This window comes from [Mannheimia] succiniciproducens MBEL55E (assembly GCF_000007745.1).
In the GTDB taxonomy this organism is placed as follows: domain Bacteria; phylum Pseudomonadota; class Gammaproteobacteria; order Enterobacterales; family Pasteurellaceae; genus Basfia; species Basfia succiniciproducens.
Window position 1 is genome coordinate 1,707,222 of sequence record NC_006300.1, and the last position, 13,478, is coordinate 1,720,699.

Annotated in this window: 12 protein-coding genes and 2 rRNA genes; 1 reads left to right on the forward strand and 13 read right to left on the reverse strand. The window is 42.8% G+C overall.

What is annotated here, in order from left to right; translation table 11 throughout:
• Nucleotides 1-12: 12 nt before the first annotated feature.
• The 10 genes from iscX to trmJ form a co-directional block, all read right to left on the reverse strand.
• On the reverse strand, nucleotides 13-207 hold the full coding sequence (gene iscX, locus MS_RS07855) for a Fe-S cluster assembly protein IscX (protein ID WP_011200887.1): 195 nt from the start codon (nucleotides 205-207) through the stop codon (nucleotides 13-15).
• A complete protein-coding gene (fdx, locus tag MS_RS07860; protein ID WP_011200888.1) occupies nucleotides 207-548 on the reverse strand; it encodes an ISC system 2Fe-2S type ferredoxin in 342 nt (113 codons plus the stop codon). Before fdx ends, iscX begins: the two co-directional genes overlap by 1 nt.
• A 24-nt stretch (nucleotides 549-572) precedes the next feature.
• Nucleotides 573-2,423 (reverse strand): Fe-S protein assembly chaperone HscA, encoded by a 1,851-nt coding sequence (gene hscA / locus MS_RS07865; RefSeq protein WP_011200889.1) that lies wholly within the window; start codon nucleotides 2,421-2,423, stop codon nucleotides 573-575.
• Between the two features lie 78 nt (nucleotides 2,424-2,501).
• A complete protein-coding gene (hscB, locus tag MS_RS07870; protein WP_011200890.1) occupies nucleotides 2,502-3,023 on the reverse strand; it encodes a Fe-S protein assembly co-chaperone HscB in 522 nt (173 codons plus the stop codon).
• A gap of 3 nt (nucleotides 3,024-3,026) precedes the next feature.
• Nucleotides 3,027-3,401: an iron-sulfur cluster assembly protein IscA gene (iscA, locus tag MS_RS07875; RefSeq protein WP_011200891.1), complete on the reverse strand. Its 375-nt coding sequence runs from the start codon at nucleotides 3,399-3,401 to the stop codon at nucleotides 3,027-3,029.
• Nucleotides 3,402-3,454: 53 nt separating this feature from the next.
• Nucleotides 3,455-3,838 carry a Fe-S cluster assembly scaffold IscU gene (gene iscU, locus MS_RS07880; protein ID WP_011200892.1) on the reverse strand — a complete coding sequence of 128 codons (384 nt, stop codon included), beginning with the start codon at nucleotides 3,836-3,838 and terminating at the stop codon, nucleotides 3,455-3,457.
• 29 nt (nucleotides 3,839-3,867) lie between these two features.
• Nucleotides 3,868-4,161 carry a cupin gene (locus MS_RS07885; protein WP_011200893.1) on the reverse strand — a complete coding sequence of 98 codons (294 nt, stop codon included), beginning with the start codon at nucleotides 4,159-4,161 and terminating at the stop codon, nucleotides 3,868-3,870.
• A 93-nt stretch (nucleotides 4,162-4,254) separates the two neighbouring features.
• Nucleotides 4,255-5,469, reverse strand: coding sequence for an IscS subfamily cysteine desulfurase (locus MS_RS07890; RefSeq protein WP_011200894.1), 1,215 nt, complete (start codon nucleotides 5,467-5,469; stop codon nucleotides 4,255-4,257).
• A 46-nt stretch (nucleotides 5,470-5,515) separates the two neighbouring features.
• Complete coding sequence (iscR, locus tag MS_RS07895) at nucleotides 5,516-5,968, reverse strand: Fe-S cluster assembly transcriptional regulator IscR (RefSeq protein ID WP_011200895.1); 453 nt, start codon at nucleotides 5,966-5,968, stop codon at nucleotides 5,516-5,518.
• Between the two features lie 65 nt (nucleotides 5,969-6,033).
• The gene (gene trmJ / locus MS_RS07900) at nucleotides 6,034-6,768 is read right to left on the reverse strand and encodes a tRNA (cytosine(32)/uridine(32)-2'-O)-methyltransferase TrmJ (RefSeq protein ID WP_011200896.1); all 735 of its coding nucleotides are present in this window, start codon (nucleotides 6,766-6,768) and stop codon (nucleotides 6,034-6,036) included.
• Between the two features lie 185 nt (nucleotides 6,769-6,953).
• Here trmJ and suhB point away from each other — a divergent pair, with 185 nt between their 5' ends.
• Nucleotides 6,954-7,757, forward strand: coding sequence for an inositol-1-monophosphatase (gene suhB / locus MS_RS07905; protein ID WP_041639928.1), 804 nt, complete (start codon nucleotides 6,954-6,956; stop codon nucleotides 7,755-7,757).
• Between the two features lie 57 nt (nucleotides 7,758-7,814).
• On the opposite strand, the gene MS_RS07910 is transcribed toward suhB, so the two are convergent.
• The 3 genes from MS_RS07910 to MS_RS07920 form a co-directional block, all read right to left on the reverse strand.
• Nucleotides 7,815-9,659, reverse strand: a complete 1,845-nt coding sequence (locus MS_RS07910; RefSeq protein ID WP_011200898.1) for an ATP-binding protein — start codon at nucleotides 9,657-9,659, stop codon at nucleotides 7,815-7,817.
• A 452-nt stretch (nucleotides 9,660-10,111) separates the two neighbouring features.
• Nucleotides 10,112-10,227 (reverse strand): 5S ribosomal RNA (gene rrf / locus MS_RS07915).
• Nucleotides 10,228-10,389: 162 nt separating this feature from the next.
• Nucleotides 10,390-13,419 (reverse strand): 23S ribosomal RNA (locus MS_RS07920).
• Between the last annotated feature and the right edge of the window lie 59 nt (nucleotides 13,420-13,478).

Sequence of the window (13,478 nt, forward strand, 5' to 3'; positions counted from 1 at the left end):
TAACGAATTTATTTATTCGTACTCATCCAACCATCTAAGCAAGATATTTTCTAAGATCTTTTCGTTTGATGCTTCAGGGTTATCATCAAACTCTTCCAACTGACAAATCCATTGGTGCATATCGGTAAAACGCACGGTTTTAGGATCAACATCAGGATAAAGATCATAAAGATTTTCAGCAATTTCTTGCGCATCTGTCCATTTCATTAGTGGTTCTCTTCCCGCGCATGATTAATCGTATATTTAGGGATTTCTACCACTAAATCCTCATCGGCGATTTGACACTGGCAACTTAAGCGGCTATCCACTTCCAGCCCCCAGGCTTTATCTAGCATATCATCTTCTTGATCCGTTGTTTCATTAAGGCTATCACCACCTTCGCGAATAATACAATGACAAGTGGTACAAGCGCATGAACCGTCACAAGCGTGTTCGATTTCAATGCCCGCTTCAAGCGCGACTTCTAATAAATTATCTCCGGCGGCGGCATCAACCACCATGCCTTCCGGGCAAAGTGTTTCGTGAGGAAGAAAAATTACTTTTGGCATTTGTTTATCCTACTTTCCTGTTAATTAAATATCTTCTACGGAATGACCGGTTAAGGCGGAACGAATGGATTTATCCATACGGCGCGCCGCAAATTCCTGAGTAGCCGCATCAAGGTCTTTAATTCCCTGTTTAATGGCTAAAGTATCATTTTGTTGTTGCAACTTATCCAGCTCAACTAAGGCTTTTTTAATTGCACTTAGCTCTTCGTCATTCAATAAATCCCGATCATGAGAAAGTGCGGAAAGAACGGATTCAATTACACGTTTGGCTTCAACACGCTGTTCCGCAAGCAAGCGGGCATCAATATCCTGTTTTGCATTATCCATCGAAGCTTTCAGCATTTGAGTAATTTCGTCATCGGTTAAGCCGTAAGAAGGCTTCACCTGAATTGAAGATTGAACACCTGTGGATTTTTCCATCGCCGTTACATTTAACAAACCGTCGGCATCCACTTGATAAGTCACTCTCACTTGAGCCGCACCTGCCGCCATTGGCGGAATACCGCGTAAAGTAAAACGAGCAAGCGAACGACAATCCGCCACCATTTCACGCTCCCCTTGAACAATATGCACGGTCATTGCCGTTTGCCCGTCTTTGAAAGTAGTGAATTCCTGCGCCCGAGCTACCGGAATTGTGGTATTTCGAGGAATAATTTTTTCCACTAATCCGCCCATGGTTTCAATACCTAAGGACAAGGGAATCACATCAAGCAAAAGCATTTCCGAATCGGGCTTATTTCCCACTAAAATGTCAGCCTGGACCGCCGCACCTAACGCCACCACTTTATCGGGATCAATAGAAGTTAAAGGTTGGCGTTTGAAGAATTCGCCCACTTGCTCACGTACAAAAGGTACGCGGGTCGAGCCACCCACCATAACCACTTCGTTTACTTCGTCTGCTGTCACGTTCGCATCTTTTAATGCGCGACGACATGATATTAGCGAACGTTTTACCAAAGGTTGGATCAGTTGGTTGAACTGATTACGGCTAATTTTCCCATGCCAGTTTTGATATTGAATCGCAACCGTTTCATTGTCTGTCAACTGAATTTTCAGCCGAGTAGCCAATTCCACCAGTTGACGTTTTTGTTTATCATCCTGCGGTGAAATACCGGACTGTTCAGTAATCCAGTCGGCAACTAAATGGTCAAAGTCATCGCCGCCAAGCGCAGTATCACCGCCGGTGGCAAGTACTTCAAACACACCTTTTGATAAACGTAAAATTGAAATATCGAAAGTACCGCCGCCTAAATCATAAACCGCAATAACCCCTTCTTTTCCGCTGTCTAAACCGTAAGCAATCGCGGCGGCCGTAGGTTCATTAAGCAAACGAAGTACATTCAAACCTGCCAGTTTCGCCGCATCTTTAGTGCTTTGACGCTGAGCGTCATCAAAATAAGCCGGCACCGTAATAACAGCGCCTTGCAATTCGCCGCCTAAACGCCGCTTTGCAAGTGCGGTCAATTTTTTCAAAATTTCACTCGAAACTTCAACGGGACTGACCGCACTTTTACGCGTACTAATCAGCGGCAGTCCGTTTTCCGACGCTTCAAATCGATAAGGTAAATTCGGGTAACGCGCCTGCACATCCTCAAGACTTCGACCAATCAAACGTTTCACCGAAATAACGGTATTCTGCGGATCGATGCTTGCCAACTCTCCGGCTTCATAGCCGACAGTGATTTCATTATTATCACCGAAATGCACAATAGACGGGACTAGGGGACGATCTTTTTCGTCTAATAAAATCTCGGTATGGGCGCTGCGCACTGTCGCCACTAATGAATTTGTTGTCCCTAAATCAATACCCACCGCTAATTTATGCTGATGAGGCGCAGCCATTAAACCCGGTTCTGCAATTTGAAGTAATGCCATGTTATTTTTCTCTAAATGTAAAACAGGCTTATGAGCCTATTTATTCATAAATTGAGTTCAAACTCACAATGAATAAAATTAAAAATCCGCTAATTTATCTTCGATTCGTTCAATTTCAGTCATTAATTTTTTGATAAAACGTAATCGATCATTAATCAGTTTTGCCTGTTGCCAATCCTTCATAGAAAGTGCGGTGGAAATTTCTGAAATTTTTTCTTTATTGCTTTGTTCTATTTCTGCAGAAAAAGTCATTAATCCGTCAATATCCTGCGTATTTTCAATTTCTTCCAGCTGCTCGCGCCATTGCATTTGCTGCATCAAAAACGCCATATCCTGCGTGCTTTTTTCTTCCGTATTTTGTTGTTCGCCCGTATTAAGCGCAATAATACAGTCCGCACGTAAAATAGGGTCTTTCAGAATTTGTAAAGCGTCATTCACCTCGGCGGATTTTTGCATCGCAAGGCGCTGTTCCTGAGCCGAACTGTTGGCAAAATTATCAGGATGCAACGCTTTTTGTAATGCGAGATAACGTTCGGACAAACGATTTTGATCGAGTTGAAACTCAATGGGCAAATCAAATAACGCAAATGGATTATTCATAATTTATACGTTAAAACTTTCGCCGCAACCACATTGATCTTTTACGTTCGGATTGGTGAACTTGAATCCTTCGTTCAGACCTTCTTTGACAAAATCAAGTTGCGTACCGTTTAAATACACAAGGCTTTTGGTATCAACGATGACTTTAACGCCGTGTTGTTCGAATACATTATCATCCGAATTTAATTCGTCAACAAATTCAAGCACATAAGCCAAGCCCGAACAACCTGAGGTTTTAATTCCCAAGCGTAAACCAATTCCTTTACCACGGCTTTCTAAACATTTTTTCACATGTTTGGCAGCACTTTCCGTCATGCCGATTGAAGCGGATTGAGAACTCTGCTCCGCATCTTCCACGCTAAATTGTTCTACGGACATTTAATTACTCCCGAGTAAGTTAAGGCGCAAGCATTATACTTACGCCGTCTGTTTTATGCGCCTTTTTTAGATTTATAATCGGCAATTGCCGCTTTAATTGCATCTTCCGCCAGAATTGAGCAATGCACTTTAACCGGCGGTAATTCCAGTTCTTCTGCAATCTGGCTGTTTTTAATCGCGCCGGCTTCATCTAAAGATTTGCCCTTCACCCATTCGGTAATCAATGAGCTTGATGCAATGGCAGAGCCGCAACCGTATGTTTTGAATTTTGCATCTTCAATAATACCTTCTTCATTTACTTTAATTTGTAACTGCATAACATCACCGCAAGCCGGTGCGCCCACCATTCCGGTGCCCACATCTGATGATTTTTTATCAAAAGAACCTACGTTGCGAGGGTTCTCATAATGATCGATAACTTTTTCGCTATATGCCATTTCTTGTTCCTAATTTTCAATAAAATAAATTATGCTGCCAGGGTGGATTTCACCACCATAAGTTCACTGTCTTCAAGTGCTTTTAAAGCATGCCATTCATCGGGTATCATCTGTACAATTCGTCCGGGATAAATTTCCTGCGATTCTTCACGGTTTGAAAAATCTATCCGTCCTTTGATTGGAACAACAATGACGGTTTGTGAAACTTTATGTTCCGGTACTGCCTGCCCAGCCTTCAACACTAAATGCGTAACTGTTTGATTCGGTTCGTCGATTAAGTGTTCAAATAATTTAATATCTGTTCGTCCTGTATAAACTTTCATTGTAGCCTCCTTTAAGTTGACTTGATGAATTGAATTTATTTTTCAAAATACAGACTTTTTCGACCGCACTTTTTGAGAACTTTGTACTAAATCTTAATGTGCAGACCATTCAATTTTAGACATATCAATGCCTTCTTTGAACATATCCCAAAGCGGTGATAAATCTCTTAATTTTTTAACCGCACTTTTTACTAAATCAATGGTGTAATCAATTTCTTCTTCCGTGGTATAACGACCTAAAGAGAAACGGATTGAACTATGCGCAAGCTCATCGTTCAAGCCTAACGCACGCAATACATAAGAAGGCTCTAAACTTGCGGAAGTACAGGCTGAACCCGATGACACGGCAATATCGCGTAATGCCATCATTAAGGACTCGCCTTCTACAAAGTTAAAACTGATATTTAAATTCGAACCAACACGATGTTCCATTGAACCGTTCACATAAGTTTCTTCAATATCTTTTAAACCGTTGTATAAACGATCACGAAGTTTAGTTACATGCGCCATTTCTTCCGCCATTTCTTCTTTGCAGATACGATAAGCTTCGCCCATACCTACAATTTGATGAACAGCCAACGTACCGGAACGCATTCCGCGCTCATGACCGCCGCCGTGAATAATCGCTTCTAAACGAACACGCGGTTTACGGCGAACATATAAGGCGCCGATACCTTTTGGTCCATAGAGTTTATGACCGGACATAGACATTAAATCAACCGGCAATTCCGCCAGATTGATAGGTAATTTACCTACGCTTTGGGTAGCGTCCACATGAAAAATAACTTTATGCTCGCGGCAAATTTTACCAATAGCTTCAATATCCTGAATCACACCGATTTCATTATTAACGTGCATGATCGACGCTAAAATGGTATCCGGGCGAATCGCCGCTCTAAATTCGTCTAAATCAACCAAACCGTCCGATTTAGGCGCAAGATAGGTTACTTCAAAGCCTTCACGCTCTAACTGACGGCAAGTATCCAATACGGCTTTGTGCTCGGTTTTGCAGGTAATGATATGTTTGCCTTTAGTTTGGTAGAAATGCGCCGCGCCTTTGATCGCAAGGTTATCTGATTCCGTCGCACCGGAAGTAAACACAATTTCACGACTATCCGCACCGATAAGATCCGCTATATGATTACGCGCGATATCCACCGCTTCTTCCGCCTGCCAGCCGAATTTATGAGAACGGGACGCCGGATTTCCGAAGATCCCGTCGCGCGTTAAATATTGCATCATTTTTTCTGCAACGCGATCATCCGCCGGACAAGTCGCCGCATAATCTAAATAAATAGGAAATTTCATTATTCACTCCATTCGTTACGTCATATCTATATGACGTGATAAAACTCTAATTATCTACAACTAATAAATTATCAAAATCTGTATGCGTTTTTTGGCTATGTTGTTTGCTAACCAATTCTTCTAATGTGATTTCGTTTAGAAAATTTTCAATACGATCGCTTAATTCCGCCCAAAGGTGATGAGTTAAACAAACTTTTCCACCCTGACAATTCCCTTGCCCTAAACATTTTGTTACCGAAATATTTTCATTCACTGCAGCAATAATCATACCGATAGAAATTTGACCGCTCGGCTGCCCTAATTGATAACCACCACCGGGACCACGAACACTTTTTACCAGCCCATGACGGCGTAATTTGGCAAATAATTGCTCTAAATAAGAAAGCGAAATATTTTGACGTTCAGAAATATCAGACAAAGTCACAGGACCATCTTCCGCATTAATGGCAATATCTAAAATTGCGGTTACGGCATAACGCCCTTTCGAAGTTAATTTCATTTTGCCTTTCCTTTAAAAATTAAAAATCTGCTCATTATAGTTACATAACCAAGTAAATTAGTCAACTATTTATCTCGTAATAAATCCAGCCGTTTTTCCACCGCACTTAGCATTCCGCGTAAAATATTCAACTCATTTTTCTTCAAGTTAACACGGTTATATAAATGACGAAGTTTTTGCATTACGCCTTGATTCTGAATAAAACCTAGCGATTGGTACAATTTTTCCGTATGGGCAAAAAAATACTCCAATTCCAATGCAGTAGGTTTTTGCGCAATTTCAACCGAATCCGACATTGATTCGCTTTGTCGCCCGTTTAGCCAGGCCATACGCAATTCATAACTCACCAACTGCACAGCCATGGCCAAATTCAACGAAGAATAGTCCGGATTGGCGGGAATATTGAGATGATAGCGGCATTTCAATAATTCATCATTGGTTAAACCAAATTTCTCACGACCAAAAACAATGGCTATTTGTCCGCAATGCGCCTCTTGAATAGAAATTTTGCCACATTCTCTGGGCTCGATTAAGGTACTTTGTAAGTGACGTAATCTTGCGCTGGTACCGATGACTAATGAGCAATCGGCAACAGCTTCATCAAAACTCTTAACGATCACCGCCTTGCGAAGCACGTCCTCAGCTCCTGCTGAAAGCGCCACAGCCTGCTCGTCAATGCCCTGCTTGGGAGAAACAAGATAAAGGTTTGCCAATCCCATAGTTTTCATTGCTCGCGCAGCGGAACCGATATTACCGCTGTGAGAAGTTTCGACTAACACTAATCGAATGTTATTTAACATATTTTTTACATTCTAACTAAAATTTGTGGTTATTATAGCATAATAACCTTTATATTTAGTCGGAATTTTTTAAAAATTTTAAGCTGGTAAATACAACAAATTTTACATATAATGCGCAACACATTTATACGAGTTAGAATCTCTAACTTAATTATTCCGTTCTTTAAAATCTAGTGGAAATTATTATGAATCCAATGTTAAATATTGCTATTCGTGCGGCACGAAAAGCAGGCAATGTAATTGCTAAAAGTTATGAACGCCGCGATGATATTCAAACAACCTTAAAAAGCGCTAATGATTACGTAACAAATGTAGATAAAGCTGCTGAACAGGCAATTATCGACGTTATTCGTACATCTTATCCGGACCATACCATCATTACCGAAGAAAGTGGGGCGTTAGAAGGTAAAGATAGCGATATTCAATGGGTAATTGATCCGCTAGATGGCACAACAAACTTTGTAAAAGGTTTACCTCATTTTTCCGTTTCTATCGCTATTCGTGTAAAAGGCCGTACCGAAGTCGGCGTTGTTTACGATCCTATTCGTAATGAACTATTTACTGCCGTGCGCGGTGAAGGCGCTAAATTAAACGATCTTCGCTTGCGTGTTGATGCAAAACGCGAATTGGAAGGTGCAATATTAGCGACCGGTTTCCCATTCAAACAAGCTCGTCATATGCCGTTACATTTCGCGGTAATGAATAGTTTAATTGAAAGCTGCGCGGATTTCCGTCGTACGGGATCGGCGGCGTTAGATTTATGCTACGTGGCGGCAAACCGTGTGGACGGTTTCTTCGAAATCGGTTTAAAACCCTGGGATTGTGCAGCCGGCGACCTGATTGTACGTGAAGCGGGCGGTTTGGTTACCGATTACAACGGCGGCCATAGCTATTTAACTTCCGGTCATATTGTTGCGGCATCAGCCCGTGTAGTAAAAGAAATTCTAAATCGCTTGCAACCGCTGTTAGGCGATGAATTCAAAAAATAATCGAAAAATTATATAAAATGAGGGACAAAAATAGATTTTGTCCCTCATTTATTTTTGTTATTTTTTAGCTAACCAATGTTCTAATTTTGTAACGTCCTCAAACCAACTTTGCTCAATTTCATCAATCCAGCGCTTAATATTTTCCCGCCAAATATCGGCTTCATCATGTTGACCTTTTTCAGCCAACAATTGAATATGCTTTAATCCGACAGAAGCCGCCGCACCTTTAATTTTATGCATACAGGCAGCGACATCTTTTTTCTTTTCCTTATCCTTTTGATAGTTCTGGTAAATCGTTAACAATTCATCTATATATTCGGGCATGGTTTGCTTAAATAAGGCCAAATTCTTCAACACAAAAGAAGCGCCCAACATTTCAACCAAATCGTCAAGCAGCGGATAATCAAAGTCATCGGGTAATTCGGCTGCTTTTGTCATTACCGAATTTTGTGCTGACGACACACCTATTTCATCTCCAAAATATTCGGATAAACATTGATTTAATGAGTCTAAGGACAACGGTTTGCGTAAAACATCATCCATGCCTTGTTTTTGATAATCCGATTTATTCTGCATAACATTTGCCGTTAAAGCAATTAAAGGAGGCAAATAATCATAAACGCCATCTTCATATTTTGTTCTTAAAATTTTGGCAATATCAAATCCGGTCATATCCGGTAGTTGAATATCTAAAAGGACTAAATCGTAATTATTCCGTTCAAATTTTGTTAAAGCCTCTTGTCCCGTCATGGCAGTATCCACTTGATGTCCCAGCTTTTCCAGAAGTGATTTTGCAACGATAATATTTAATTCAATATCTTCTACCAACAAAATCGATAAACTAAGATCTAAATCAGCTGTACCATCACTTACCGGTTTGCTCACTTCATCCGCCTGAATAGTGAGTATAAATGTGGAACCTTTACCTATTTCGCTCTCAACTACTAAATCACCGTTCATTAAGCGGGCGATACTTTTAGAAATAGCTAATCCAATTCCGCTACCAGCCGCTTTATGCTTATTAAAGTTCGCCTTAACCTGATAATACATGGTAAAGATTTTATTTAGCTCATTTTCTGGGATCCCGGGGCCGGTATCGCTAATAGCGAAAGCATACCGGTTTTCAGATAATCGACTAATTTTTAAGGTAACTGTTCCCTTATCCGTAAATTTCACCGCATTACTAATAAGATTCCATAGAACCTGACTTAATCTCGTATAATCAAGCAACAACCAATTCGGCAGATCTTTATCTACCTGTAAAATAAATTTCAGATGTTTCTGTTCAGCCATTAATTGCGCCACATTATAAACATCCGTTATTAATGCGTGAAAATCGGTTTCTTTTTTATAAAGCTCAATACGGCTGCCATCCAGTTTTTCTAAATCAATAATATCATTAAAAATATGTCCTAAAGATACCGCACTTACATTGATAGTCTTTAAATAATTGTATTGTTCTTCCGTAAGTTTCGAATCCAATAAAATCCGGCTTAGTCCGACAATTCCGTTCAACGGCGTTCTTAATTCATGGCTAATCGTTGCCATTAATGTAGTTTTATCGCGAATAGCCTGTGCTAAACGCTGCTCCGCCGTAGTTCGTTCACGAATTTCCTGCTGTAATTCACCAACTAAATTTGTCAAATTTTGTCGGGACAGCTCCAAACGCTCAACTAATAATGCAAAGAAATAAATAACGAAAGGCGCGGAGATCACACCAAATACGACGGAATATAATAAACTTTCCCAATGAATTTGCCCGGTGATCATCAAACTCAAAAAGATATGAGTACATAGTGCCAGAATAGCAATCAGAATGAAGCCTAATAGTGAAAACTTCAAACGACCTAATTTAGTCACCCAATCAATGTAACGCTGGGCAAAAAATTTCACATTTTTCATAAATTACTCTCAAATTTTTTATCATTTTATTGTAGCAGTAAAATAAATAGATAAGAAATTTAAAAAGTATTCCTCTTTTATAAAATGTTATGTTCTGAGTTAGTCAACAAAAGTGCGGTCGATTTTTACTGATTTTTTAATTGTGGGTAAAAACGCCTAATAAAACCGGATATAACGATTTAAACGCATTATCGGTACAAATAATGAAAACAGCATTGCTGATTTTATTGAAGGGCTTAAATAACTAATTTAGCTTAGTTCCAATCCTATAAATAAAGGCGCATTTGCGCCTTTATTTTTACTCAAAAGTGCGGTAAATTTTCCTACATTTTCGCGCCTACGCGCGTCAGTGACGGTGATGACGCGCCGGCTTAGTTAGTAAGTAGTAGGTATGGTGGGCACAGGCACAAAAAAAAGCCCTCATCTCTCGATGGGGGCCTCTCTTCATAACAACCTGGCGGTGACCTACTCTCACATGGGGATACCCCACACTACCATCGGCATAACAGCGTTTCACTTCTGAGTTCGGCATGGATTCAGGTGGGACCACTGCACTATCGCCGCCAGGATAATTCCGTTTCAGATACTGACCGCGGATTCTTCTCTCCGCTATCACTAACCTACTTCTAGTCTTCTACTCTTCTATTCTCTAAAATTAAAAACAAGCCGATTCCCTGACTACTTACTTATTCCGTAATAACTTTCACCACCAAAAACACTTGAGCGTTGTATGGCTAAGCCTCTCGGGCAATTAGTACCGGTTAGCTCAACGTCTCGCAACGCTTACACACCCGGCCTATCTACGTCGTCGTCTCCAACAACCCTTACAGTATTAAATACTGGGAGAACTCATCTCGAGGCAAGTTTCGTGCTTAGATGCTTTCAGCACTTATCTCTTCCGCATGTAGCTACCCGGCAATGCGTCTGGCGACACAACCGGAACACCAGTGATGCGTCCACTCCGGTCCTCTCGTACTAGGAGCAGCCCCTCTCAATTCTCCAACGCCCACGGCAGATAGGGACCAAACTGTCTCACGACGTTTTAAACCCAGCTCGCGTACCACTTTAAATGGCGAACAGCCATACCCTTGGGACCTACTTCAGCCCCAGGATGTGATGAGCCGACATCGAGGTGCCAAACACCGCCGTCGATATGAACTCTTGGGCGGTATCAGCCTGTTATCCCCGGAGTACCTTTTATCCGTTGAGCGATGGCCCTTCCATTCAGAACCACCGGATCACTATGACCTGCTTTCGCACCTGCTCGACTTGTCCGTCTCGCAGTTAAGCTTGCTTATACCATTGCACTAACCTGACGATGTCCGACCGTCATTAGCAAACCTTCGTGCTCCTCCGTTACTCTTTGGGAGGAGACCGCCCCAGTCAAACTACCCACCAGACACTGTCCGAGTACCCGTTCCAGGCACTTCGTTAGAACATCAAACGTTAAAGGGTGGTATTTCAAGGATGGCTCCACGATAACTGGCGTTACCGCTTCAAAGCCTCCCACCTATCCTACACATCAAAATTCAAGGTTCAGTGTCAAGCTATAGTAAAGGTTCACGGGGTCTTTCCGTCTAGCCGCGGGTACACCGCATCTTCACGGCGATTTCAATTTCACTGAGTCTCGGGTGGAGACAGCCTGGCCATCATTATGCCATTCGTGCAGGTCGGAACTTACCCGACAAGGAATTTCGCTACCTTAGGACCGTTATAGTTACGGCCGCCGTTTACTGGGGCTTCGATCAGGCGCTTCTCTTGCGATAACGCCATCAATTAACCTTCCAGCACCGGGCAGGCATCACACCCTATACGTCCACTTTCGTGTTTGCAGAGTGCTGTGTTTTTAATAAACAGTTGCAGCCAGCTGGTATCTTCGACCGGTTCAACCTTCAAGGGTATACCTCTACAATCTACGCCGGCGCACCTTCTCCCGAAGTTACGGTGCTATTTTGCCTAGTTCCTTCACCCGAGTTCTCTCAAGCGCCTGAGTATTCTCTACCTGACCACCTGTGTCGGTTTATAGTACGGTTTATTATAATCTGACGCTTAGTGGCTTTTCCTGGAAGCGTGGCATCGGTTACTTCGGCACCTTAGCGCCTCGTCATCATCTCTCGGTGTTGATAAGCGTCCGGATTTGCCTAAACGCTCCACCTACCAACTTAAACGACCATTTCCAACAGGTCGATAACCTAACCTACTCCGTCCCCACATCGCAATTATAACAAGTACGGGAATATTAACCCGTTTCCCATCGACTACGCTCTTCAGCCTCGCCTTAGGGGCCGACTCACCCTGCCCCGATTAACGTTGGACAGGAACCCTTGGTCTTCCGGCGAACGGGTTTTTCACCCGTTTTATCGTTACTTATGTCAGCATTCGCACTCGTGATACGTCCAGCAGCCCTCTCGAACCACCTTCTTCCGCTTACACGACGCTCCCCTACCCAACAGGCGTATCACTAATATTCCTCACGCTCCACTCGCGCCTTTCTGTTCGCTCTCGCTTACAGCCGACTCAACGTGTTGGTCGCTTAACCAACTTGCTCTCTTCCTTCGCAAGTTGTTAATCGTAAGGCGTATTAGTGATACGCCTGATGCCGCAGCTTCGGTGCTATATTTGAGCCCCGTTACATCTTCCGCGCAGGCCGACTCGACTAGTGAGCTATTACGCTTTCTTTAAATGATGGCTGCTTCTAAGCCAACATCCTAGCTGTCTAAGCCTTCCCACTTCGTTTCCCACTTAATATAAACTTTGGGACCTTAGCTGGCGGTCTGGGTTGTTTCCCTCTCCACGACGAACGTTAGCACCCGCCGTGTGTCTCCTATGCATTACTCTTCGGTATTCGCAGTTTGCATCGGGTTGGTAAGCCGGGATGGCCCCCTAGCCGAAACAGTGCTCTACCCCCGAAGGTATTCACATAAGGCTCTACCTAAATAGATTTCGGGGAGAACCAGCTATCTCCCGGTTTGATTGGCCTTTCACCCCCAGCCACAGGTCATCCGCTAATTTTTCAACATTAGTCGGTTCGGTCCTCCAGTTAGTGTTACCCAACCTTCAACCTGCCCATGGCTAGATCACCGGGTTTCGGGTCTATATCATGCAACTCGACGCCCAGTTAAGACTCGGTTTCCCTTCGGCTCCCCTATTCGGTTAACCTCGCTACATAATATAAGTCGCTGACCCATTATACAAAAGGTACGCAGTCACCCTCGCGGGCTCCCACTGCTTGTACGTACAAGGTTTCAGGTTCTATTTCACTCCCCTCACCGGGGTTCTTTTCGCCTTTCCTTCACAGTACTGGTTCACTATCGGTCAATCAGGAGTATTTAGCCTTGGAGGATGGTCCCCCCTTCTTCAAACAGGATTTCTCGTGTCCCGCCCTACTTCTCGCAAGCTCAGTACCACACAATGATTTTCAAGTACGGGGCTATCACCCTGTGCCGCCCGGCTTCCCAGCCGGTTCCTCTAATCCTCATGCTATCACTTGCCGGCTCTTACGCTTTCGCTCGCCGCTACTGACGTAATCTCGGTTGATTTCTTTTCCTCGGGGTACTTAGATGTTTCAGTTCTCCCGGTTTGCCTCAATAACCTATGGATTCGGTTATTGATAGTAGATTCTTCATCTACTGGGTTGCCCCATTCGGATATCTTGGGTTAGACGCTTCTTATCAACTCACCCAAGCTTTTCGCAGATTAGCACGTCCTTCTTCGCCTCTGATTGCCAAGGCATCCACCTTGTACGCTTAGTCACTTAACCATACAACCTCAAGTATTCTTATACCTGTGTCGTTCGTTATTACTAAACACTTGACCGCT